Raw genomic sequence first — 22,607 nt, forward strand, 5'->3', positions numbered from 1 at the left:
GATGCCCCGCCCGCGCGCCGTGCTCAGCGCACCTTGCGCGGAATCCGCCGGTCGAAGAGCACGAGCGCGAGGACGGCGGCGCCGATCGCCGCGATGACCCATGCCACCTGGTGCAGGCCCGCATCCGTGGCATCCGCCGGGAACACGAAGCCGAGCACCGCGGCCGCGCCGATCGCGCCGAGGTTCGTCGAGGTGCGAAGGAGCCCCGAGGCGACGCCGATGCGCGAGGCATCCGTCTGCTCATAGAGCGCCGACTGGTTCGCGACGCCCGTGAGTCCCGTGACCGCGCCGAAGCCGAGGCTCAGGAGCACGAGCGCGACGATCGACGTCGAGCCGTCGACGAAGAGGAGCGACAGCCCGCCCGCGACGACGACCGCCGCCGACCCGATGAGCGGCCCGCGCACGAGCGCGCGTTTCGCGATGAACGCCGATACGATCGCGCCGACGCCCGTCATCGGCAGCATGATGAGCCCCGCGACGCTCGCGGAGAGACCGCGCCCCTGTTCGAGCCACTGCACATACCCGTAGAGCACGAGGTACATCGCGATCTGGGTCGCGAACTGGCGCGTGTAGGTGCGCACGAGCGGTCCGTTGGCGGCGAGCATGCGGACGTCGATGAACGGATGACTCGCCCGACGCTCCCACCACACCATCGCCGCCGCAGACACGACCGCGATGCCGAGCACCCACCACACGGGTTCGCGCACGGCCTGGAGGAACACGATGAGCGCGACGATCGCGCCCGCGAAGAGGACCATGCCGAGCGGGTCGAGCGTGCGCACGAGGCTGTGCACGATCTCGCGGAAGTCGCGTGCGGCGGCGTCGAGCGGCTCGTCGCGGGGGATCCAGAGGAGCGCGAGCACGATGCCGACGAGCCCGAGCGGGATGTTGATCGCGAACACCGCGCGCCAGTCCCACACACCGACGAGTACGCCGCCGATCGGCAGGCCGAGCGCGGCCGTCACCTGTCCGGCGACCGACATCGAGCCCAGCACGGCGCCCGGGATGCCCGAACCGACCTTGTCGGCCCGACGGCGGATGAGCGTCATGGCCGTCGGATACCCTGCCGCCGTACCGAGCCCGATGAGCACTCGCGACACGATGAGCCACCCGAACGATTGCGCCGTCGCGCCGATGACGCCCGCGACGACCACGATCGCGAGCCCTGCCACGAACACGCGGCGCGGGCCGAACGCGAGCGCGAGCTTGCCCATCGCGGGCTGCGCGACCGCGCTCGTCACGTAGACCGCCGCGACGAGGCTCGCGGCCTGACCCGACCCGACGCCGAACGCCGTCGCGATCGCAACGAGCGCCGTCGCGAGGATCGACGTGTTGATGGGGTTGAGCGCCGCACCCCACAGGAGCGGGGCGACGAAGCGCGCCGGGAACGGCTTGCCGCCCGGAGCGGGCGTCGCGCCCGTACCCGTGCCCGGTTCGATCGTGCGGGTCACTTCGCGGCGGATGCTTCGGTGCCCGTGCCTGCCGGTAGCAGCGCGATGACCTCGTCGACCGTGCCGGTCTCGCCGAGGGCGGGGAACACGTTCGCGACGCTGCCCTCGTGCGCGGCGGCGCTCGAGTCGGTCATGGCGTCGAGTGCGAGGGTCACGTTGTAGCCGTGCTCGTGCGCCGCGCGCGCCGTCGACTCGACGCCCTTGCTCGTCGCGATGCCGACGAGCACGATCTGCGTGACGCCTCGCGCCTGCAGCTCGTCGTGCAGGGCCGTGCCGTGGAACGCCCCCCACGTGCGCTTGACGATGCGGATGTCGGGTGCGGTGCTCGCGCCGGTGCGCTCGTCGGACGCCTCGAGCTCGGGCAACAGCTCTGCGAAGTCGGCGGGCCACGCGGGGATCGTCGTGCCGGCCGCGGCAGCGGCCTCGGCCTGCGCCCGGGCGACTTCGGTGCGACCCGGCGCCCCGCCCGTGACGGTCACGAGCACGACGGGCAGCCCGCGCTCGCGGAATGCGTCGGCAAGCCGAACGGCGTTCGCGACGACCTCGGGCACGGGGTGCGCGGTCTGGCGGCCGGGGTTCGCGATGCCCTTCTGCAGGTCGATGACGACGAGGGCGACGGCGGGGTCGATGGTGCTGAGGGTCACGTTGTTCGGCTTTCTTGCATCGGTGTGGTCTGCTTCAGACGAATGGATGGCTCGGCCGCGCGCTATGGCCCGAGCACGCGTTCGAGCAGCTCGACGGCGTCGGCGAGCCGCCGCTGCTCATCGGCGTCGAGCCGCTCGGCGAGGGCGCTCGCGAGCCACGTGTCCTTCGCGCCGCGCGCGGTCTCGGCGATCGCGTCGGCCTGCGCGCTCGGGCTCAAGCGGGTCGCGCGCCGGTCGTTCGGGTCGGCCGTGCGGTCGACGAGCCCGGCCTCGACGAGATCGGCGACCGTCGCGCTCATCGACTGCGGGCGCACGCCCTCGAGGCGCGCGAGCTCGGACGAGGTGAGCCCGGCCTCGCCGGCTTCGCGCAGATGCCGCATGGCGGCGAGCTGGCTCGGGCTGTAGTCGGCGAACCCGGCCTCGGCGCGCAGGCGCCGGTCGAGCCGCCGCGCGAGGACGCGTAGGGCCGCGGCGGTCGCGTCGAGGTCGGGAGAGTCGGTCACCCCTCCACTGTACGCCTATTATTCAGGCAGACTGAACAGTTCCCTGAATGCCTCCCTCGCCCCTCGGCGGGTCTCCCCTCAGCCCAGGCTCCGCCAACCCGCCACCGGTCGACCGCGAAGTCGCGCAATTGGTCGTCAACCCGCACCCTTCGCGACCATTTGCGCGACTTCGAGGGAGGCAAGAGCGGCTGGCAGGAGTGGAGCGTCGGGGGGGCGGTGCTGCGGGAACGGCGCCGCGCTACTGACGCGCCTTGCGCCGCAGGCGCACCACGCCCCACAGCAGCAGAGCGAGCCCGACGACGGCGACGATCGGCCCGACGATCGCCCAGAACGCGACACCGCTCATGACCGATCCGGGCAGCACGCCGATGCCCTGGAGGGTCCAGATCGCGCCGGCACCGAGCAGCACCACGCCGAGCACGATGAGCACCGAGTTCATACGGACTCCCTACATGTTGATCATGTGCCCGGTCAGCCCGTGGAACGCTTCCTGCAGCGCCTCCGAGAGCGTCGGGTGCGTGTGCACGTTGCGGGCGAGCTCGAGGGCGCCGAGATCCCACTTCTGCGCGAGCGTGAGTTCGGGCAGCAGCTCCGAGACATCCGGACCGATGAGATGCCCGCCCAGAAGCTCGAGGTACTTCGCATCGGCGACGAGCTTCACGAACCCGACGGGCTCGCCGAGCCCGTTGGCCTTGCCGTTCGCCGTGAACGGGAACTTCGCGACGACGACGTCGTAGCCCTCGTCGCGCGCCTGCTGCTCGGTGAGGCCGAACGACGCGACCTGCGGCTGGCAGAACGTCGCCCGCGGCATCATGCGATAGTCGCCGAGCTCGAGCGTCTCGGCGCCTCCGATCGTCTCGGCCGCGACGACGCCCTGCGCCTCGGCGACGTGCGCGAGCATGAGCTTGGCCGTGACATCCCCGATCGCGTAGATGTGCGGAACGTTCGTGCGCATGCGCTCGTCGATCGCGATCGCCCCGCGCTCGGTGAGCGCGACACCCGTCGCCTCGAGGCCGAAGCCCTCGACGTTGGGCGCGAATCCGACCGAGATGAGTGCGCGGTCGACGGTGAGCGCGCCCGGTTGGCCGTCGGCCGCGGTGTACGACACGGTGACGGATGTCCCGGAGTCGACGACGCTGTCGACGCGGGTCGAGGTCAGGATCGGGATGCCGAGGTTGCGGTACTGGCGCGTGATCTCCTTCGAGACCTCGACGTCTTCGTTCGGCAGCGCGCGGTCGAGGAACTCGATCACGGTGACCTCGACGCCGTAGTTGCGCAGCACGTACGCGAACTCCATGCCGATCGCGCCCGCGCCGACGATCGCGATCGAGCGCGGCAGGTCGCGCGCGAGGATCTGCTGCTCGTACGTCACGACGTTCTGCGAGAGCGTGACGCCCGGGAGGAGCCGCACGCGCGAACCGGTCGCGATGATGGCGTTCGCGAACGTATGCGTCTCGGTCGTGCCGTCGGGCTTCGCGACGTCGACCGTGTTCGCATCGCGGAAGGTGCCGTGTCCGTCGAGCTCGGTGATGCCGTTCTTCTTCATGAGGAAGTGCACGCCCTTGACGTGCTTCTCCGAGACCTGGCGGCTGCGGTCGAACGCGACCCCGAAGTCGAAGGATGCCTCGCCCTTGATGCCGAACAGATCGGCCTGGGCGTGGAAGATGTGCGCGAGCTCCGCGTTGCGGAGCAGCGCCTTCGAGGGGATGCAGCCCACGTTGAGGCACACCCCGCCCCAGTACTTCTCCTCGATGACCCCGACCGAGAGGCCGAGCTGTGCGGCGCGGATGGCGGCCACGTAGCCGCCCGGGCCCGCGCCGAGGACGATGACGTCGAAGTGGCTCATGGCGCCAGCCTAGGTCGCGCGTTCCCGGCGCGCGACTGCCGAGTTCCGGATGCTTCCCGCCAACGTGTCCGGAACCCGCGAGCCGAGCCATCCGCGCCGACGTAGGGTCGAGAGGTGAGCGAACGCGCCGCCGTGAAGACCGAGCCCCAGGCATACACCCCTCGCTCGCGCGCCCTCTCGACGTGGGTGCAGTTCCTCGCGATGGGGCTCGTGTGGGGGTCGAGCTTCCTCTTCATGAAGGTCGCGCTCGGCGGCGTCTCGTTCGGACAGGTGGCGTGGTCGCGCACCGTGCTCGGCGGCATCGCACTCGGACTCATCGTGCTCGTCACACGGCCGCGCGTGCCGGGCGCCGACGGCGTGCCCGGCCCCGTGCTGCCGCGCGAGCCGATCGTGTGGGTGCACTTCCTCGTCGTGTCGATCACGACGTGCGTCGTGCCGTACCTGAGCTTCGCGTGGGCGGAGCAGTACGTGTCGTCGAGCCTCGCGTCGATCTACAACGCGACGACGCCGATCATGACGGCACTCATGGCGACCCTCGTGTTCCGCGTCGAGCGGCTCGGCGCGAGCCGATGGTTCGGCGTCGGCGTCGGCATCCTCGGGGTGCTCGTCGTCATCGCGCCGTGGCAGATCGCGGGGCTCACGGGCTCGCTCGCGGGCCAGCTCGCGTGTCTCCTCGCGACCCTCTGCTACGGCTTCACGTTCGGGTACCAGCGGAAGTTCCTGAGCCAGCGGCCGATCGCGCCCGCGACGTTCGCGTTCCTCTCGATCGGGGTGTCGGCGGTCGTCATGCTGGCGCTGACCCCGTTCATCGCGCTCTCGCCGATCGAACTCGACTGGCCGATCGTGGGGTCGTTGCTTGCACTCGGCATCCTCGGCACGGGCCTCGCCTACATCTGGAACATCAATGTGCTGAGAGCCTGGGGTCCGACCGGCACGTCGACCGTCACGTACGTCACGCCCGTCGTCGGCGTCGCGCTCGGGATGCTCCTGCTCGGCGAGCGGCTCTCGTGGCATGAGCCCGTGGGGGCGGTGCTCGTCCTCGTCGGCATCCTCTTCGCGCAGGGGCGACTGAAGCTCGGGCGGCGTGCGGGCGAGACATCCGCCGCTCCGGCCTCCGCCGCGCGCTGACGCGCCCTGAGACATCCGCCCTTCCTCGCCGACCCGGCCGCCACACACGCCGACCGTCCCTTCTGCTCGCTCGAGGTGGGTTCTGCCGTCAGCGGTGGCGTCTGGATCACCGTGGACTGCAGAGCCCACCGTTGGCGGAACGGGAACGGGGGCGGGCGGGGCGGGGCCGGACGGGAACGGGGCCGGGACGGGCCGGGGCCGGGGCGCGTGCGAACTGAGGGGTTGACAGGCACCCGGTTGAGTGGTTAGTTAGTCACGTAACTAACCGATGAAGTAAGGCCGGCATGGACGACTCACGCCCGATCTTCCTGCAGATCGCAGAGCTGATCGAGAACGACATCATCGAGGGCGCCCTCGCGGAAGACGCGCAGATCCCCTCGATCAACGAGTTCGCGGCGTTCTATCGCATCAATCCGGCGACCGCATTGAAGGGGGTGAGCCGCCTTGTCGACGACGGCATCGTGCTCAAGAGACGGGGGATCGGCATGTTCGTAGCCCCCGGAGCCCGCGCCGTGCTCATCGAGCGCCGACGGGCCGAGTTCTCCGCCCAGTACCTCAGACCACTCCTCGTCGAAGCCGCGAAGCTCGGCATCGGCGTCGAGGAGCTCGCCGAGCTCCTCCGCGCGGAACGCGCAGAAAGGATCGAATCATGAGCCGCACCGTGGCCCGCGTCTCGGGTCTCACGAAGCGCTACGGGTCGTTCACGGCCCTCGACGCCGTCGACTTCAGCCTCGACGAGCACCGCATCTACGGACTGCTCGGCCGCAACGGCGCCGGCAAGACGACGATCATGCAGCTGCTCACGGGCCAGATCTTTCCGAACGGCGGCGAGCTCGAGGTCTTCGGCCGCACGCCCGCCGAGCACGGCGACGTGCTGCGCAAGCTCTGCTTCATCGCCGAGGCCCAGCGCTACCCCGAAGACTTCGCGCCGATCCACGTGTTCAAGGCCGCCCCGTGGTTCTTCGAGAACTGGGACGCCGAATTCGCCGAGCGGCTCGTCGCCGACTTCCGACTGCCGGTCAAGCGCCGCATCAAGAAGCTCTCCCGCGGTCAGCTCTCCGCCGTCGGCGTCATCGTCGGGCTTGCGAGCCGCGCCGAACTGACGTTCTTCGACGAGCCGTACCTCGGCCTCGACGCCGTCGCGCGACACATCTTCTACGACCGGCTCCTCGAGGACTACGCCGAGCACCCGCGCACCGTCGTGCTCTCGACCCACCTGATCGACGAGGTCGCGAACCTCCTCGAACACGTCATCCTCATCGACCAGGGCAAGATCCTCCTCGACCGCGACGCCGACGAGGTGCGCGGATCGGCCACGACGGTCGCCGGGCCGAAGCAGTCCGTCGAGCGGTTCGTCGAGGGCCGCACGATCATCGGCCGCGAAGGGCTCGGCGGGCTCGCGTCGGTCACGATCGACGGGCGGCTCGACCAGGACGAGCGCGTCCGCGCCGCCGAGGCGGGCCTCGAACTCGCCCCCGTCTCGCTCCAGCAGCTCATCATCCATCTCACGGGCACCGACCTCACCGAGGCATCCGCCCGCACCGAACAGGAGGTCGCAGCATGACCGCCCTCGCAGCCAGCGCCGCCGCCGACTCGGTGAGCGCTCCCCGATCGCGCTTCGGCGGCGTCTGGCGCATCGTGCGCCTGCTCGCCGTGAAGCCGTCCGTCTTCTTCGGCGTGCCGTGGCTCATCCTCGCCGGCGCGCTCGTCGTCTCCCTGGCGATCGCGCTCATCATCCAGGGCGCGGGAGCGCCCGCCGCCGAGACGATCAAGGGCGCCCGCTACAGCTGGGCGGTGCTCTCGCCGCAGTGGTACCTCGTCGCCGTCGGCGTGCAGGCCGTCGGGCTGACCTTCTCGTTCGCGCTCGGGTTCTCGTCGACCAGACGCGACTTCTGGCTCGGCATGAGCCTCATGTTCGTGCTCGTCGCCGCCGAGATGGCGGCCGCGATCGCGACGCTCGTGCAGATCGAGAAGGCGACGAACGGATGGTTCATCGGCGCGGGCATGTTCAACGCGCTCTGGTACGGGCAGAACGGCTGGCTGTTCGACTTCTTCTCGTCGTTCGCGCTGCAGCTGTTCGTGCTGTTCGTGGGCGCCGCCGCGACGACGATCTTCATGCGCTGGCGCATGAAGGGCATGCTGACGCTCACCGCGGTTGCGATCGTCGGCGTCCTCGGAACGGTCGCCGCGCTGACGTTCAGCGGGTCGTGGCCCGCGGTGTTCTCGTGGTTCGCGACGATCGGCCTGTGGGGCGTGTTCACGCTGCTGCTCGGGCTCGCCGTGGTCTTCGCGGTGCTCGGCTACATCGTCATCCGGCGGGCGACGCCGCGCTGAGGCATCCGGTCGCCTAGGGTCGATTGCATGACCGCCCCCGACGACCGCGAAGCGGCGCTGACCGAGCTTCTCGGCATCCGCTCGAGCATCGACAACATCGATGCCGCCCTCATCCACCTGCTCGCCGAACGCTTCAAGTTCACGCAGCAGGTCGGGCGGCTGAAGGCGACGCACGGGCTGCCGCCGAGCGACCCCGACCGAGAGAAGCGGCAGATCGCGCGGCTGCGCGCGCTCGCCGAAGACGCCCACCTCGACCCGGCGTTCGCCGAGAAGTGGTTCAACTTCGTCGTCGCCGAGGTGATCCGCCACCACGAGGAACTGTCGGGCGAAGCGGCTCGCGAGTCCGACGGCATCTGAAGCGAGTGCGACGGTGAACTGCTATCCGACGGCGCTGGGCGACGGGCGCGAGACATCCGCTCGATGCCCGGCCGGTCGCCGGTTGAACGCGAGGTGACCCGGATGCTTCGCGCCCTCGCCGCGCGCGCCTGGGCGACGCCGGGCGTGCGGCGCGCGGTCGCAGGGGTCGCGGCCGCGGTCGGGCTGGTCCTGATCGCGGTCGGCGTGTTCGGGGCCCGCTGGGGTTGGGTCGTCGCGGGAGTCGTCGTCGTGGGCGTCGCCGCGTCGTGGGGGCCCGCGCGCGTTCGACGGTGATCGGCGGAGTCGAGTCTTCGTGCCCGAACCGGCGCCCACCCCGTAACCTGTCGGCATGATCAGCCGCGAACTCGCCGTCGCCTTGAAGGAGGCGGGCCTCGTGTGGCATCCCGAATCGGGCGACCGGTTCCAGCTCGACCTGCCCGACGAGGTCGAGGCCGAGATCGAGGCCGACACGTTCACGGTGAGCGAGATGACGATCGAGTCGCACGCGACGCCGAGCGGCACGATCCTCGGGTTCAACGGCACGACCGAGTGGGCGCTCGACTCGCTCACCCTCGGCGACGCCGTGTGGCTGCCGCGCGAGGACCAGTTGCGGGAGCTCCTGCGGGGCACGTTCCGCGAGCTCCGGCGGCTGCCCGACACGTTCGAGGTCGAGGTCGAGATCGCGGGGGACATCCTGATCTTCGAGCATCCCGATCCCGCCGAGGCCTACGGCCTCGCGCTCCTCGACCTCGTCGGGAGGTCGCGGTGAGCGACGAGGAGACGAGCGGTGCGGATGTCTCGGGCGCCGACGCGCTCGCGCGGGCGCGCACGGCCGTGGCCGACGCCGTCGCGGCACTCGACGCCGCGCACGCGCGCACGGAGGTGCTCGCCGAGTACGAGCCCGCGCGTCGGGTCTTCGGAGTGAAGCGGTCGGCCCGGCTGCGACCGATGGGCCGGGTCTGGCGGCTCGGCGTGCTCGCCCTCGACGAAGAAGGCGGCCTGTGGGCGCACGGCAACGTCGTGCGGGCCGAGAAGCCCGCGATCCGCTCGATCACGGCGAATTCGGTCGCAGTGCACCGGGCCTACCGGGCGGCCGCGGTGAAGGGCGGCATCGCCGAGGGCGAGACCGTCGTGTTCGACGCCGTGCCGGTCGCGCTCGACGGGCGGCTGCTCGAGCCGGCCGAACCCGGCGAGCCCGTCGACCCCGCCGGCCCCGCCGCGCCGACGGCAGGCGCTCAGCCCGCGGCATCCGCCGACTCGCCCGTCGTCGTGCAGGACGGCGAGGTCTTCGTGCGCTGGCGCGCGGGCGACCCGTCGGCGCTCGCGCCGTTCGAGCCGTATCTGCGCGAGCGCGTCGACCTGCTCGCCCACCCGACCGCAAGCGACGACTGACCGCCGGGAAGGGATCACGTGTACTGGTTCAGCCGCGACTCGTTCCGCGACTTCGCCGTCGCCGCCAACGACGGCATCATCGGCGCAGCCGGTGTGCTGCAAGGCTTCGCGGGAGCCGGGGCGACGAGCCGCACCCTCCTCGTCGCGTCGATCTCGGCGATGGTCGCCGCGTCGGTCGCCGGCTTCGGCGCGAAGTACGCCGAGCTCGCGGCCGCGCGCGACGCCGAGCGCGCGCTCATCGTCGACGCCCGGAAGGACCTCGCCGAGGGGCCGGAAGATGATCTCGTCGACCTCGCGGGCCACTTCGAGGAGCTCGGGGCACCAGAGCCGCTCGCCCTCGAGGTCGCCGAGCGCATGATCGAGCACGACGGGCTCGCGGCGACCCTCAAGACCGCACACGGCATCGACGAGCCGACGCCGGGCTGGTTCCCGCTCGCGGGTGCGCTGTGGAACGCGTTCTCGGTCGCGGTCGGCTCCGCCCTGCCGCTCGCCGTGCTGCTTCTCTACCCGCGTGCCATCGAGAGCTGGGCGGTCGTCGTCGCCGTCATCCTGTCGCTCATCGTGACGAGCTTCATCATCGCGGCGGCTGCGCGTGCGTCGATCTGGCGGGCGCTGCGGCGGACGCTCCTCATCGGCATCGCGACGATGACGCTCAGCTACCTCGCCGGTGTGCTGATCTTCTGAGGCGTCGTCCCGCGCGTCCGCTCGCCTCCGCTCCCGATCGCCCGCGCGAGCGGCCAGAGCAGCAGCGCGCCCGCCGCGTACGCGACGAGATCGAGCGGATCGAACGAGCTGCCGAACACGAGCCGGGCGACGGGCACCGCGTCGACGATCGCCGCAGGAATCGAGGTGAGCTGCGCGAGTTCGACGAGCGCGGCGACGGCGAAGCCGATCGCGGCGACCGCGAGCGGCGGCGGCCGGGGTGCCGCGACGACCACGATGAAACCCACGAGCAGCACGTAGAGCACGCTGCCCGCGACGTCGACGGCGACCGACCGGTCGAGCACTTGCAAGGCGAGGCCGAGCACGAGGCATCCGACCGCGCACGCCGCCGCGCGGAGCCGCACGGCAGCGGTCCGCGCCGGCCGCCCCGTCACAGCGGGCGCACCCAACGGCGCCACTCCGCCTGCGGCGCGTACCCGAGCGACGTCCAGAGCGACTGCCCGAGCTCGTTGCCCTCGAGCACCATGGCGTCGGCGCGCGTGACGCCGAACGCACGGAAGCGCTCCTCGGCGAGCCGCATGAGCTCCCGCGCGATGCCCGCGCGCCGCGCATCGGGGTGCACGGCGAGCCGGTAGAGATGTGCGCGCCAGCCGTCGTACCCCGCGACGACCGTGCCGACGATTCGGCCGTCACGCCGGGCGACGATGACGGCGTCGGGGTCGCGTTCGATCAAGCGCGCGATGGCGTCGAGGGTGTCGACCGGCCGCGCGTCGTTCTCGCCCGCGATCAGCCAGAAGGCGATGAGCTCTGCGACGTCGCCTCGCGATGCGGTGCCGTAGGCGAGGGTGTCGGATGCCTCGGCGTCGCCGCCTGCGGCCGGCAAGCGCCCCGAGGCATCCATCGCTTCGCCCTCATCGAACCCGAACGCGCTCACCGGCTGCAGCCTTCCCTCGCGCAGCGCGTCGAGCACGGCGCGCTCGTGGTGCACGACGTCGTCGGGGAGATCGTCGAGCCGGAACCACCGCAGCTCGCTCGCCTTCCCCTCGAGGAGCGTCGGGATGCCCCGCCACGACCGCGCGGCGAAGAACACGTCGAGCCGCTCGTCGACGGCGAGTCCGGTCGGTGCCGTGCGCTGCATCGCCGTGAGCGGTTCGAGCTCGGCGGGGTCGATCTCGACGCCGATCTCCTCGGCCGCCTCCCGCGCCGCCGCTGCGACGATCGTCTCCCCCTGGTCGACGTGCCCCGCGGCCGACGCCGCCCACCAGCCGTCGTAATAGCCCGTGTTCGCGCGGCGCTGCAAGAGCACGCGCGGCACGTCGGCGTCGCCCCCGGCCTCGCCGCCCGCGTCCGCGCGAATCAGGAACACATACGCCGCGGGGATAAGCGCGAAACGCCCGTGCGCCGCCGCGTAGTCGGTCGAGTAGGTCTGTCTGGGCTTGCCCGATGCGCTCACCATTCGATCTTCCCGCAGGACCATGGTCACTTGCGTCCCTCACTCGAAGCACTAGCGTCGAAGAGACGGCCGAGGGGCCGTTCGTCGAAGGGGGAACAATGTCCGAAACCATGCGCGCCGCGGTCGTCACCGAGCTCGGCAAGCCGCTCGTCGTCACCGACGTGCCGATCCCCGAACCGGGGCCGGGTCAGGCGCTCGTGAAGGTCATCACGTCGGGCGTCTGCCACACCGACCTGCACGCGGCCAACGGCGACTGGCCGGTCAAGCCCAAACTGCCGCTCATCCCCGGCCATGAAGGGTACGGCGAGGTCGTCGCGGTCGGCCCCGGCGTCACCCAGCTCGCCGTCGGCGACAAGGTCGGCAACGCGTGGCTCTGGAGCGCGTGCGGCGTGTGCGAATACTGTCGCACCGGCTGGGAGACGCTCTGCCCGAACCAGAAGAACGGCGGCTACTTCGTCGACGGCAGCTTCGGCGAATACATGCTCGTCGACGAGCGCTTCGCCGCCCGCATCCCCGACGGGGTCGACCCCGTCGAGATCGCCCCGATCCTGTGCGCGGGCGTCACGGTCTACAAGGGACTCAAAGAGACCGAGGCCCGGCCCGGCCAATGGGTCGTCATCTCGGGCATCGGCGGCCTCGGACACATCGCCGTGCAGTACGCCATCGCGATGGGCCTGCGCGTCGCGGCGGTCGACATCGACGACGAGAAGCTCGCCCTCGCGAAGAAGCACGGCGCCGAGATCCTCGTGAACGCGGCGACCGAAGACCCTGTCGCGGCCGTGCAGGAGCAGACGGGCGGCGGCGCGCACGGCGTGCTCGTCACAGCCGTGCACACCGAGGCCTTCGGGCAGGCGATCGGCATGGCCCGCCGAGGCGGAACCGTCGTCTTCGTGGGCCTTCCCCGGGGGAGTTCCCCGCGTCGATCTTCGACGTCGTGCTCCGGCGCATCACGATCCGCGGCTCGATCGTCGGCACGCGCCAAGACCTCGCCGAAGCGATCGACTTCTACGCGCGAGGGCTCATCCACCCGACGGTGTCGTCGGTCGAGACCCTCGACGACATCAACTCGATCTTCGAGCGTCTCGAGGAGGGCAAGGTCGAGGGCCGCATCGTCATGCAGTACTGAGCGCCCTGCGTTCAGGGCGCAGAGACCGAAGCGGGGCCCGAGCGATTCGCTCAGGCCCCGCCCACGTTTCAGGATGTCTCGGTGTCGCTCAGTACCCGACGACGGGGCCGAACGCATCGGCGAGCGGCGCACGGTTGACCCCGCGCAGCTCGTCGACCGACACGGTGAACACGCCCTGGACCTCGAGGGCCTGCGACGAGGCATCCGTCACGCCGATGCGGCGGACCGGGTAGCCGCGACCCTCGCAGAGCCCGCGGAAGCGGACGTCGTCTTCGCGCGGCACCGTCACGATGACGCGACCCGTCGACTCGCTGAAGAGGGCCGTCGCGATGTCGACGCCCGAGTCGGCGGCGAGCTCGTCGAGCACGACGCGCGCGCCGACGCCGAAGCGCGAGACCGCCTCGGCGAGGGCGATCGCGAGCCCGCCGTCGGAGAGGTCGTGCGCGGAGTCGACGATGCCGTCGATCGCCGCCGCGGCGAGGAGCTCGCCGAGGGCCTTCTCGCGGCCGAGGTCGACGGCCGGCGGGCGCCCGCCGAGGTGGCCGTGGACGACGCCGGCCCACGCCGAGCCGTCGAGTTCGGCGAGCGTCTCGCCGAGGAGGTAGATGTTGTGGCCGTCGTCCTGCCAGCCGGAGGGCAGGCGACGCGCGACGTCGTCGATCACGCCGAGCACGGCGATCACGGGCGTCGGGTGGATGGGCACGTCGCCCGTCTGGTTGTAGAACGAGACGTTGCCGCCCGTGACGGGAATGCCGAGCTCGAGGCATCCGTCGCTCAGGCCCTCGACCGTCTCCGAGAACTGCCACATGACCTCGGGATTCTCGGGCGAGCCGAAGTTGAGGCAGTCGGAGACGCCCATCGGCGCGGCGCCCGTGACGGCGACGTTGCGGTACGCCTCGGCGAGGGCGAGCTTCGCGCCCTGGCGCGGGTCGAGGTACGAGTAGCGGCCGTTGGCGTCGGTCGCGACCGAGACGCCGAGGCCCGACTCCTCGTCGACGCGGATCATGCCCGCGTCGTCGGGGTAGCTGAGCGCCGTGTTACCGAGCACGTACTTGTCGTACTGCGAGGTGATCCACGCGGCATCCGCCTGGTTCGCCGAGCCGACGAGCTGGAGGAACTGCTCGCGGATCTCTTCGGGGCTCGCAGGCCGGGCAAGACGAGCTGCGGTGTCTTCGTTGAGGGCGTCGATCCACGTCGGGTAGGCGACGGGGCGCTCGTAGACGGGGCCGTCGACGGCGACCGTGCGCGGGTCGACGTTCACGATCTCCTGGCCGTGCCACATGATGCTCAGGCGGCCCGTGTCGGTGACCTCGCCGAGCACGCTCGTCTCGACGTCCCACTTCTTCACGACCTCGAGGAAGCCCTCGAGCTTCTCGGGCTTCACGATCGCCATCATGCGCTCTTGGCTCTCGCTCATGAGGATCTCTTCAGGAGTGAGCGTGGGGTCGCGGAGCAGCACGTCGTCGAGCACGATCGCCATGCCGCCGTCGCCGTTGGAGGCGAGCTCGGAGGTCGCGCACGAGATGCCCGCGGCGCCGAGGTCTTGGATGCCCTCGACGAGGTCCTGCTGGAAGAGCTCGAGGCAGCACTCGATGAGCACCTTCTCGGCGAACGGGTCGCCGACCTGCACGGCGGGGCGCTTGGTCGGGCCGCCCTCGGCGAACGTGTCGGACGCGAGGATCGACGCACCGCCGATGCCGTCGCCGCCCGTGCGGGCGCCGAAGAGCACGACCTTGTTGCCGGCGCCCTTGGCGTTCGCGAGGTGGAGGTCTTCGTGGCGCAGCACGCCGACGGCGAGCGCGTTGACGAGCGGGTTCGCCTGGTACACCGGGTCGAACCAGGTCTCGCCGCCGATGTTCGGCAGGCCGAGGCAGTTGCCGTAGAACGAGATCCCCGCGACGACGCCGTGCACGACGCGCGCCGTGTCGGGGTGGTCGATGGCGCCGAACCGCAGGGCGTCCATGACGGCAACGGGGCGTGCGCCCATCGAGATGATGTCGCGGACGATGCCGCCGACGCCCGTCGCGGCACCCTGGAAGGGCTCGATGTACGACGGGTGGTTGTGCGACTCGATCTTGAACGTGACGGCCCAACCCTCGCCGATGTCGAGCACGCCGGCGTTCTCGCCCATGCCCACCATCAGGTGCTGCTTCATCTCGGGCGTGACCTTCTTGCCGAACTGGCGCAGGTACACCTTCGAGGACTTGTACGAGCAGTGCTCGCTCCACATGACCGAGTACATCGCGAGCTCGGCCGAGGTCGGGCGGCGACCGAGGATGTTGCGGATGCGCTCGTACTCGTCGGGCTTCAATCCCAACGCGGCGTACGGTTGCTCCTTCTCGGGCGTCGCGGCGGCGACCTCGACGGTGTCGAGGCGAGCGGCCTCGGGACCGGGGGTCGTCGGCGCAGCGGTCGTGGAGGGGGTTTCGATGGTCACGAGTGGCGAAGCTCCAAGAAGGGCGGCGAACGGATGCCGCGGGGCGGATGCCTGACCACACGAGTCTACCGGCCGTGGCTGAGGGCATGATCCGCGTGCTCGACCACCGCCGCGGGGGTCGCGTCGCTCAGCCCTGCGCGGCGCGCTCCCTCGCGCGGAGGTCCTTCCGCAGGATCTTGCCCGACGACGACTTCGGGATCTGCTCGACGAACTCGACGACACGCACCTTCTCGTGCGGTGCGACGTGGGCGGCGACGTGCGCGATGACGTCGTCTTCGCTGAGGGTCGCGCCGGGCTGCGGCACGACGAACGCCTTCGGCACCTCTTGCGCGTCGTCGTCGAGCACGCCGATGACGGCCGCGTCGGCGATCGCGTCGTGGCCGAGCAGCACGGCTTCGAGCACGGCGGGCGCGACCTGGTAGCCCTTGTACTTGATGAGCTCCTTCAGTCGGTCGACGATGCGGAAGACGCCCTCGCCCGTGACGGTCGCGATGTCGCCCGTGTGCAGCCAGCCGTCGGCGTCGAGCATGTCGGCCGTCGCCTCGGGCTTGTTGAGATACCCGGCCATGACCTGCGGGCCGCGGATCCAGAGCTCGCCGGGTTCGCTCGGCTCGCCGTCTGCGCCGGGCACGTGGTCGACGCCCGTCTCGGGGTCGACGACACGGGCTTCGGTGCTCGGCAGGAGCACACCGATCGAGGAGCGGTCCAGGTCGTCGCGCTCGAGCGGGATGACGTGGGTGACGGGGCTCGTCTCGGTCATCCCGTAGCCCTGCCGCACGGCGCAGCCGAGGCGGGCGGCGACGTGGTCGGCGAGTGCGGCATCGAGGGGCGCGGCGCCCGAGAAGACGACCTTGATGCTCGAGAGGTCGTACTCGTCGACGAGCGGATGCTTCGCGAGTGCGACGGCGATGGGCGGGGCGATGAACACCCACGTCGTCCGGTGCACGCTCACGACCCGGAGGAAGTCGGCGAGGTCGAAGCGCGGCATCGTGACGAGCACGGCGTGCTGGCGGAGCGCGAAGTTCAAGAGCACCGTCATGCCGTAGATGTGGAAGAACGGCAGCACCGCGAGCACGCGGTCGCCCTCGGCGAGGCCGATCACCGCGCGGCTCTGGGTGACGTTCGCGACGAGGTTGCGGTGGGTGAGCATGACGCCCTTGGGCAGCCCGGTGGTGCCCGACGAGTACGGCAGCACCGCGAGGTGGGTCGCGGGGTCGAACGAGACGTCGGGGGCCGGGTTGCCTTCGCCGAGGAGCTGCGCGAGCGACGGATGCCCCTCCGCGCCGTCGAGCACGATGACCTGCTCGTCGGGGATGCCGAGGGCCGCTGCCGCGGCCGAGGCGCCCGGCAGGAGGGGACTCACGGTCACGAGCCAGCGGGCGCCGGCATCGGTGAGCTGCTTGCCGATCTCCTCGGGCGTGTAGAGGGAGTTGATCGTGGTCGCCGTCGCACCGGCCCGCAGGATGCCGTGGAACACCGTCGCGAACGCCGGCACGTTCGGGCACAGTACCGCGACGACGTCGCCGACGCCGATGCCGCGCGCGGCGAGCGCGCCCGCGAACAGGTCGATGTGGGCGATGAGGGTGCGGTAGGTCGTCTCGGCACCTGTCGTCCCGTCGATGATCGCGACCGTGTCGAGTCTCGCCTCGTCGAGGTCTCCGAAGAGGAAGTCGTAGACCGAGACATCCGGGATCTCGACATCGGGCAGGGTGCTGTGGACCATCGGGGGCTCCTTCGACCGGGCCGACACCGTCGTCGACCACGGTGTCATCATGCGCGATCAAGACCTCCGTGGCTAGAGTGAGTCCTATCCGGTCCTGGCCGGTGGAAGGCACGCTCGTTCGGGGACGGGAGGGCTCCATGGCGGTTTCGACCGCACCGACGTCGTCGTCGGGTGGTGCTGCGACGCGCAGCCGCAAGCCGTGGATCTCGAGCTTCTGGCTCAAGATCATCATGGCCGTCACGGGGGTGATCTTCGCCGCGTTCGTGCTCGTGCATATGATCGGCAACTTGAAGGTCTACCAGGGTGCCGAGGCATTCGACTCGTACGCGCACTGGCTGCGCGAGGTCCTGTACCCGCTGCTGCCGCACGAGGGCGTGTTGTGGGCGCTGCGCATCGTGCTGTCGGTCTCGCTCGTCGCGCACGTCTGGGCGGCTGTCGTGCTGTCGGCGCGTGCGCGCAAGGCGCGCGGGCCCGTGCGCCGCCGCGGACTGCCGCTCCGCTCGTTCGCCGCCCGCACGATGCTCGTGACCGGGATCGTGCTGCTCGCGTTCGTGATCTTCCACATCCTCGACCTGACGATCGGCGCGCAGCCCGCGGCATCCGACTCGTTCGAAGCGGGGTCGGCCTACGCGAACCTCGTCGCGAGCTTCCAGCGCCCGTGGGTCGCGGTGTTCTACATCCTCGCGATGGTCGTGCTCGCGCTCCACGTGTCGCACGGCCTCTGGACGGCGACGCACGACCTCGGCGCGACCGGCAAACGGCTGCGGGCCATCGCGCTCGCGATCTCGGGCATTGTCGCGATCGTCATCATGATCGGCAACATCTCGATCCCGTTCGCGGTGCTCATAGGGGTGGTCAAGTGATCTTCCGGCGCAAGAAGAAGCCCGAGTCGAAGCTGACGGGCGCGCGCGCCGACGGAGCGATCGACGAACGGTACGACCCCAACAAGGAGCTCGACGGCGCCGCCGTCGAGGACGCGGTCGCCGAGAGCGACGCGGGCGCGCCCGAGGTGGATGCCCCGCCCGAGCGCGTGCGGCCCGAGTTCGAGGCCGAGGTGCTCGCCTCGCTCCGCTCGACGGCGGGGCCGACGCTCGACGGGAAGGCGCCGACCGAGGTCGCGCCCGAGCTCGCGTGGGCCGATCGGAAGCTCCACTACAAGCTCGTGTCGCCGCTCAACCGCCGCAAGTTCAAGATCATCGTGGTGGGCACGGGCCTCGCGGGCGGCGGGGCCGCGGCCGCGCTCGGGGAGCTCGGCTACGAGGTGCACTCGTTCACCTTCCACGACGCCCCGCGCCGCGCGCACTCGGTCGCGGCCCAGGGCGGCATCAACGCGGCACGCGGTCGCAAGGTCGACAACGACTCGCTCGCCCGGTTCGTGAAAGACACGGTCAAGGGCGGCGACTACCGGGCGCGCGAATCGGATGTCTGGCGTCTCGCCGAGGAGAGCGTGCGGGTCATCGACCACATGGAGGCGATCGGGGCGCCGTTCGCCCGCGAGTACGGCGGGCAGCTCGCGACGCGCTCGTTCGGCGGCGTGCAGGTGTCGCGCACGTACTACACGCGCGGGCAGACCGGCCAGCAGTTGCAGGTCGCGTCGTCGCAGGCGCTGCTCAGGCAAGTCAAGGCCGGCACCGTCCATCTGCATACCCGCAGCGAGATGCTCGATCTCATCGTCATCGACGGCCGCGCGCAGGGCATCGTCACGCGCGACCTCGTGACCGGGAAGATCGAGGCGCACACCGCCCACGCCGTCGTTCTCACCACGGGCGGGTACGGCAACGTCTACTTCCGCTCGACGCTCGCGAAGAACTCGAACGTCACGGCCGCGTTCCGCGCGCACCGGCGCGGGGCGCTCTTCGCCTCGCCGTCGTTCATCCAGTTCCACCCCACGGCACTGCCGATCGGCAACGAGTGGCAGTCGAAGACCATCCTCATGAGCGAGTCGCTCCGAAACGACGGCCGCATCTGGGTGCCTGTCGCTCCCGCGGATCCGCGGCCCGCGAACGACATCCCGGAAGACGAGCGCGACTACTACCTCGAACGCCGCTACCCCGCGTTCGGCAACCTCACGCCGCGCGACGTCGCGAGCCGCGCCGCACGTGACGAGATCGAGTCCGGCCACGGCGTCGGGCCGTTGAAGAACAGCGTGTACCTCGACTTCCGCGACGCCATCGCGCGGCTCGGCAAGCCCGTCATCGTCGAGCGCTACGGCAACCTCTTCGAGATGTACGAGCACGCGACGGGGGAGAACCCGCTCGAAGTGCCGATGCGCATCGCGCCGGGCGCGCACTTCGCGATGGGCGGCCTCTGGTCGGACTACGACGCGATGTCGAACATCCCTGGGCTCTTCGTCGGCGGCGAGGCCGGGTGGGCGTACCACGGCGCCAACCGGCTCGGCGCGAACTCGCTCCTCTCGGCGTGCGTCGACGGCTGGTTCACGCTGCCGTACTCGATCCCGAACTACCTCGCGGGGCTCCTCGGCACGCCCGCCCTCGAACGCGACGACCCGCGCGTGCACGCGTTCGCCGAAGAGGCGCGCACGGGTGTGCAGGCCCTCGTCGACATCGGCGGTACACAGGGGCCCGATCGGTTCCACCGGCGGCTCGGAGACATCCTGTACTCGCATTGCGGCGTGAGCCGCAGCGGTGAGGGGCTCGCCGAAGGCATCCGGCTCATCCAAGAACTCAGACGCGAGTTCTACGCCGACCTGCGCGTGCAGGGTTCGTCGGGTTCGTTCAACCAGGAGCTCGAGCGCGCCGGCCGCATCGCGGACTACCTCGACATGGCCGAGCTCATGTGCCTCGACGCGCTCGACCGCGACGAGTCGTGCGGCGCGCACTTCCGGGTCGAGCACCAGCTCGCCGACGGCGAGGCGGCGCGCGACGACGCGCACTGGGCGTTCGTGTCGGCGTGGGAGCGCGACGGCTCGCGGTACGTGCGGCACGACGAGCCGCTCGCATTCGAATCGGTCCGACCCGAGACGAGGAACTACCGATGAAGCTCAAGCTCAAGATCTGGCGGCAGGAGAACACCGCGGCCGCGGGAGGGTTCGTCGCCTACGAGGTCGACGACGTGCAGCCCGAGCTCACGATCCTCGAGGCCCTCGACAAGCTCAACGACGAACTCGTCGAACAGGGCGACTCGCCCGTCGCGTTCGACTCCGACTGCCGCGAGGGCATCTGCGGCTCGTGCGGCATCACGGTCGACGGGCGCCCGCACGGGCCCGAGGCGAACACGCCGTCGTGCCACCAGCGGCTGAAATCGTTCGCCGACGGCCAGCAGGTGACCCTCGAGCCGTTCCGCTCGGCCGCCTACCCCGTCGTGCGCGACCTCGCGGTCGACCGGTCGGCGCTCGACCGGGTCGTCGAGTCGGGCGGCTTCGTCTCGATCGACGCGGGCACCGCGCCCGACGCCGACAGCCACGAGGTCTCGCACCAGGCCGCCGAGGTCGCCCTCGACATGGCGGCGTGCATCGGTTGCGGCGCGTGCGTCGCGGCGTGCCCCAACGGGTCGGCGAACCTCTACGTCGGCGCGAAGCTCTTGCATCTGAGCGTGCTGCCGACGACGAAGTACGAGCGCGGGCGCCGCGCGCGCGACATGGTCGAGACCATGGAGGAGGAGTTCGGCCCGTGCTCGCTCTACGGCGAGTGCGTCGAGGTGTGCCCAGCGGGCATCCCGCTCACGGCGATCGCGGGCGTCAACCGCGAGAAGCTGCGCGCGGTGCTGCGCGGTCGCGACCGCGATGATTGAGCGGATGCCTCGGTGCGGGCCGGTGCGTTCGCACATGCGTCTGCGCGCGACCGTGTGTCACGAGTGCGGCGGCGGCGCCCCGAATCCTCTAGCGTGATGCCGTGACCACGCCAGTCGATGCCACCGCGACCGCCGCCTGGGCCGAGCTCAGCGCCCTCCGCGACTCGTTCGCGCCCGACCTCCGCGGCTGGTTCGCCGCCGACCCCGACCGGGCCGCCCGGTTCACCCTCGACGCCGCTGACCTGCACGTCGATCTGTCGAAGAACCTCGTCACCGACGACATCCTCGCCGCCCTCGTGCGCCTCGCCGAAGAGACCGGCGTCGCGGAGCGCTATGCGGCGATGCTCGCGGGGGAGCACATCAACACGACCGAAGACCGCGCGGTGCTGCACACCGCCCTACGGCGTCCGCCGGGCGCGACGCCCGCCCTCGTCGTCGACGGACAGCAGGTGGATGCCGACGTGCAGGCCGTGCTCGCCGCGATGTCGGCCTTCGCCGACCGCGTGCGCTCGGGCGAGTGGACGGGGGTGACCGGCAAGAAGGTCACCCACATCGTCAACATCGGCATCGGCGGCTCCGACCTCGGACCCGTGATGGTGTCGGCGGCCCTCGAGCCGTATGCGACCGACATCGAGGCGCGTTTCGTGTCGAACATCGACCCGTTCGACCTCGCGAACAAGACGAAGGACCTCGACCCCGAGACCACTCTCGTCATCGTCGCGTCGAAGACGTTCACGACCCTCGAGACCCTGACGAACGCCCGGTTGGCTCGCGACTGGCTGTGGGCCGGGCTCGAGGCATCCGGAGCCATCTCCTCTGACGAAGCCGACCGCACGAACGCCGTCGCCCACCACTTCGTCGCCGTCTCGACGGCGCTCGACAAGGTCGCCGCGTTCGGCATCGACCCCGTCAATGCGTTCGGCTTCTGGGACTGGGTCGGCGGCCGCTACTCGGTCGACTCGGCCATCGGCCTCTCGCTCGCGATCGAGTTCGGGCCCGAGGTGTTCCGCGACCTGCTCGCGGGCTTCCACGCGATCGACGAGCACGTGCGCACGACGCCGCTCGCGCAGAACGTGCCCGTCCTCATGGGGCTCTTGAACGTCTGGTACTCGAACTTCCTCGGGGCGCAGTCGCACGCCGTGCTGCCCTATGCGCAGCAGCTCAGCCGCTTCGCGGCCTACCTGCAGCAGCTCACGATGGAGTCGAACGGCAAGTCGGTCCGGTGGGACGGCTCGCCCGTCACGACCTCGACGGGGGAGGTGTTCTGGGGCGAGCCCGGCACGAACGGCCAGCACGCGTTCTACCAGCTCATCCACCAGGGCACCCGGCTCATCCCGGCCGACTTCATCGCGTTCGCGAACCCCGCCTACCCGCTCGAAGACGGCGGGCGCGACGTGCACGGCCTGTTCCTGTCGAACTTCCTCGCGCAGACGAAGGCGCTCGCGTTCGGCAAGACCGCCGAAGAGGTCGAGGCCGAGGGCACGACGGGCGCGCTCGTCGCGGCGCGCACGTTCCCCGGCAACCGGCCGACGACGTCGATCTTCGCCCCCGCACTCACGCCCGCGGTGCTCGGCCAGCTCATCGCCCTCTACGAGCACATCACGTTCACGCAGGGCGTCGTCTGGGGCGTGAACTCGTTCGACCAGTGGGGCGTCGAGCTCGGCAAGCAGCTCGCCCTGCAGATCGCGCCCGCGGTCGAGGGCGATGCGGCGGCGATCGACGCACAGGATGCCTCGACGCGCGCCCTGCTCGCCTACTACCACGCGCACCGCAAGGCCTGAGTCTCGGGCCGGGTGACGA

General features: G+C 70.7%; 22 protein-coding genes and 1 pseudogene. 14 read left to right on the forward strand and 9 right to left on the reverse strand.

The annotated features are described in order from the left end of the window. Positions 1–23 precede the first annotated feature (23 nt). The 5 genes from ET445_RS05240 to lpdA form a co-directional block, all read right to left on the reverse strand. Positions 24–1,451: an MFS transporter gene (locus tag ET445_RS05240; protein ID WP_165314300.1), complete on the reverse strand. Its 1,428-nt coding sequence runs from the start codon at positions 1,449–1,451 to the stop codon at positions 24–26. Further along, the gene (locus ET445_RS05245; protein ID WP_129189477.1) at positions 1,448–2,095 is read right to left on the reverse strand and encodes an isochorismatase family protein; all 648 of its coding nucleotides are present in this window, start codon (positions 2,093–2,095) and stop codon (positions 1,448–1,450) included. Before ET445_RS05245 ends, ET445_RS05240 begins: the two co-directional genes overlap by 4 nt. A gap of 62 nt (positions 2,096–2,157) precedes the next feature. Then, positions 2,158–2,598 (reverse strand): MarR family winged helix-turn-helix transcriptional regulator, encoded by a 441-nt coding sequence (locus tag ET445_RS05250; RefSeq protein ID WP_129189479.1) that lies wholly within the window; start codon positions 2,596–2,598, stop codon positions 2,158–2,160. 238 nt (positions 2,599–2,836) lie between these two features. After that, on the reverse strand, positions 2,837–3,037 hold the full coding sequence (locus ET445_RS05255; RefSeq protein WP_129189481.1) for a hypothetical protein: 201 nt from the start codon (positions 3,035–3,037) through the stop codon (positions 2,837–2,839). 9 nt (positions 3,038–3,046) lie between these two features. Further along, positions 3,047–4,444, reverse strand: coding sequence for a dihydrolipoyl dehydrogenase (gene lpdA / locus ET445_RS05260; RefSeq protein WP_129189483.1), 1,398 nt, complete (start codon positions 4,442–4,444; stop codon positions 3,047–3,049). Positions 4,445–4,645: 201 nt separating this feature from the next. Here lpdA and ET445_RS05265 point away from each other — a divergent pair, with 201 nt between their 5' ends. The 9 genes from ET445_RS05265 (at position 4,646) to ET445_RS05305 (ending at position 10,339) form a co-directional block, all read left to right on the forward strand. Continuing rightward, positions 4,646–5,572, forward strand: a complete 927-nt coding sequence (locus ET445_RS05265) for a DMT family transporter (protein ID WP_129192417.1) — start codon at positions 4,646–4,648, stop codon at positions 5,570–5,572. A gap of 284 nt (positions 5,573–5,856) precedes the next feature. Further along, entirely contained in the window at positions 5,857–6,225 is a 369-nt protein-coding gene (locus ET445_RS05270) for a GntR family transcriptional regulator (protein ID WP_129189485.1), read from the forward strand. After that, positions 6,222–7,136 (forward strand): ABC transporter ATP-binding protein, encoded by a 915-nt coding sequence (locus ET445_RS05275; protein WP_129189487.1) that lies wholly within the window; start codon positions 6,222–6,224, stop codon positions 7,134–7,136. The genes ET445_RS05270 and ET445_RS05275 overlap by 4 nt, the downstream gene beginning before the upstream one ends. Continuing rightward, on the forward strand, positions 7,133–7,906 hold the full coding sequence (locus ET445_RS05280) for an LTA synthase family protein (protein WP_129189488.1): 774 nt from the start codon (positions 7,133–7,135) through the stop codon (positions 7,904–7,906). The genes ET445_RS05275 and ET445_RS05280 overlap by 4 nt, the downstream gene beginning before the upstream one ends. A 27-nt stretch (positions 7,907–7,933) precedes the next feature. Beyond that, entirely contained in the window at positions 7,934–8,263 is a 330-nt protein-coding gene (locus ET445_RS05285; RefSeq protein WP_129189490.1) for a chorismate mutase, read from the forward strand. Positions 8,264–8,365: 102 nt separating this feature from the next. After that, positions 8,366–8,557 carry a hypothetical protein gene (locus tag ET445_RS05290; RefSeq protein ID WP_129189492.1) on the forward strand — a complete coding sequence of 64 codons (192 nt, stop codon included), beginning with the start codon at positions 8,366–8,368 and terminating at the stop codon, positions 8,555–8,557. Positions 8,558–8,612: 55 nt separating this feature from the next. Further along, the gene (locus tag ET445_RS05295; RefSeq protein WP_129189494.1) at positions 8,613–9,032 is read left to right on the forward strand and encodes a pilus assembly protein CpaE; all 420 of its coding nucleotides are present in this window, start codon (positions 8,613–8,615) and stop codon (positions 9,030–9,032) included. Beyond that, positions 9,029–9,655 carry a hypothetical protein gene (locus ET445_RS05300; protein ID WP_129189496.1) on the forward strand — a complete coding sequence of 209 codons (627 nt, stop codon included), beginning with the start codon at positions 9,029–9,031 and terminating at the stop codon, positions 9,653–9,655. The genes ET445_RS05295 and ET445_RS05300 overlap by 4 nt, the downstream gene beginning before the upstream one ends. An 18-nt stretch (positions 9,656–9,673) precedes the next feature. Further along, on the forward strand, positions 9,674–10,339 hold the full coding sequence (locus tag ET445_RS05305) for a VIT1/CCC1 transporter family protein (RefSeq protein WP_129189498.1): 666 nt from the start codon (positions 9,674–9,676) through the stop codon (positions 10,337–10,339). Here ET445_RS05305 and ET445_RS05310 read toward each other — a convergent pair. Together ET445_RS05310 and ET445_RS18430 are read right to left on the reverse strand one after the other, a co-directional pair. After that, the gene (locus tag ET445_RS05310; RefSeq protein ID WP_165314301.1) at positions 10,312–10,722 is read right to left on the reverse strand and encodes a ribosomal maturation YjgA family protein; all 411 of its coding nucleotides are present in this window, start codon (positions 10,720–10,722) and stop codon (positions 10,312–10,314) included. The two genes, ET445_RS05305 and ET445_RS05310, sit on opposite strands and share 28 nt — an antisense overlap. A gap of 26 nt (positions 10,723–10,748) precedes the next feature. After that, positions 10,749–11,774: a GNAT family N-acetyltransferase gene (locus ET445_RS18430; RefSeq protein WP_341769740.1), complete on the reverse strand. Its 1,026-nt coding sequence runs from the start codon at positions 11,772–11,774 to the stop codon at positions 10,749–10,751. Between the two features lie 95 nt (positions 11,775–11,869). Between ET445_RS18430 and adhP the strand changes: the two are divergent. Next, positions 11,870–12,897: pseudogene (gene adhP, locus ET445_RS05325) on the forward strand (alcohol dehydrogenase AdhP). A gap of 88 nt (positions 12,898–12,985) precedes the next feature. Here adhP and purL read toward each other — a convergent pair. Next, positions 12,986–15,328, reverse strand: coding sequence for a phosphoribosylformylglycinamidine synthase subunit PurL (purL, locus tag ET445_RS05330; protein WP_129192419.1), 2,343 nt, complete (start codon positions 15,326–15,328; stop codon positions 12,986–12,988). A 133-nt stretch (positions 15,329–15,461) separates the two neighbouring features. Next, complete coding sequence (locus tag ET445_RS05335) at positions 15,462–17,057, reverse strand: AMP-binding protein (RefSeq protein WP_129189502.1); 1,596 nt, start codon at positions 17,055–17,057, stop codon at positions 15,462–15,464. Positions 17,058–17,194: 137 nt separating this feature from the next. Here ET445_RS05335 and ET445_RS05340 point away from each other — a divergent pair, with 137 nt between their 5' ends. The 4 genes from ET445_RS05340 (at position 17,195) to pgi (ending at position 22,588) form a co-directional block, all read left to right on the forward strand. After that, positions 17,195–17,920 carry a succinate dehydrogenase cytochrome b subunit gene (locus ET445_RS05340; RefSeq protein WP_129189518.1) on the forward strand — a complete coding sequence of 242 codons (726 nt, stop codon included), beginning with the start codon at positions 17,195–17,197 and terminating at the stop codon, positions 17,918–17,920. A 167-nt stretch (positions 17,921–18,087) separates the two neighbouring features. After that, positions 18,088–20,055 (forward strand): fumarate reductase/succinate dehydrogenase flavoprotein subunit, encoded by a 1,968-nt coding sequence (locus ET445_RS05345; RefSeq protein ID WP_208008649.1) that lies wholly within the window; start codon positions 18,088–18,090, stop codon positions 20,053–20,055. Then, positions 20,052–20,807 (forward strand): succinate dehydrogenase/fumarate reductase iron-sulfur subunit, encoded by a 756-nt coding sequence (locus ET445_RS05350; RefSeq protein ID WP_129189535.1) that lies wholly within the window; start codon positions 20,052–20,054, stop codon positions 20,805–20,807. The genes ET445_RS05345 and ET445_RS05350 overlap by 4 nt, the downstream gene beginning before the upstream one ends. Positions 20,808–20,908: 101 nt before the next feature. Then, entirely contained in the window at positions 20,909–22,588 is a 1,680-nt protein-coding gene (pgi, locus tag ET445_RS05355) for a glucose-6-phosphate isomerase (protein WP_129189542.1), read from the forward strand. Positions 22,589–22,607 lie beyond the last annotated feature (19 nt).

It is taken from the genome of Agromyces protaetiae (assembly GCF_004135405.1).
Taxonomy (GTDB): Bacteria; Actinomycetota; Actinomycetes; order Actinomycetales; family Microbacteriaceae; genus Agromyces; species Agromyces protaetiae.

What these genes read in the sequence shown, in the direction of transcription:
- ET445_RS05255 (WP_129189481.1), bottom strand. Translation starts at nt 3,037, where the DNA reads ATGAACTCGGTGCTCATCGTGCTCGGCGTGGTGCTGCTCGGTGCCGGC.
- lpdA (WP_129189483.1), bottom strand. Translation starts at nt 4,444, where the DNA reads ATGAGCCACTTCGACGTCATCGTCCTCGGCGCGGGCCCGGGCGGCTAC.
- ET445_RS05265 (WP_129192417.1), top strand. Translation starts at nt 4,646, where the DNA reads ATGGGGCTCGTGTGGGGGTCGAGCTTCCTCTTCATGAAGGTCGCGCTC.
- ET445_RS05270 (WP_129189485.1), top strand. Translation starts at nt 5,857, where the DNA reads ATGGACGACTCACGCCCGATCTTCCTGCAGATCGCAGAGCTGATCGAG.
- ET445_RS05275 (WP_129189487.1), top strand. Translation starts at nt 6,222, where the DNA reads ATGAGCCGCACCGTGGCCCGCGTCTCGGGTCTCACGAAGCGCTACGGG.
- ET445_RS05280 (WP_129189488.1), top strand. Translation starts at nt 7,133, where the DNA reads ATGACCGCCCTCGCAGCCAGCGCCGCCGCCGACTCGGTGAGCGCTCCC.
- ET445_RS05285 (WP_129189490.1), top strand. Translation starts at nt 7,934, where the DNA reads ATGACCGCCCCCGACGACCGCGAAGCGGCGCTGACCGAGCTTCTCGGC.
- ET445_RS05290 (WP_129189492.1), top strand. Translation starts at nt 8,366, where the DNA reads ATGCTTCGCGCCCTCGCCGCGCGCGCCTGGGCGACGCCGGGCGTGCGG.
- ET445_RS05295 (WP_129189494.1), top strand. Translation starts at nt 8,613, where the DNA reads ATGATCAGCCGCGAACTCGCCGTCGCCTTGAAGGAGGCGGGCCTCGTG.
- ET445_RS18430 (WP_341769740.1), bottom strand. Translation starts at nt 11,774, where the DNA reads ATGGTGAGCGCATCGGGCAAGCCCAGACAGACCTACTCGACCGACTAC.
- ET445_RS05335 (WP_129189502.1), bottom strand. Translation starts at nt 17,057, where the DNA reads ATGGTCCACAGCACCCTGCCCGATGTCGAGATCCCGGATGTCTCGGTC.
- ET445_RS05340 (WP_129189518.1), top strand. Translation starts at nt 17,195, where the DNA reads ATGGCGGTTTCGACCGCACCGACGTCGTCGTCGGGTGGTGCTGCGACG.
- ET445_RS05350 (WP_129189535.1), top strand. Translation starts at nt 20,052, where the DNA reads ATGAAGCTCAAGCTCAAGATCTGGCGGCAGGAGAACACCGCGGCCGCG.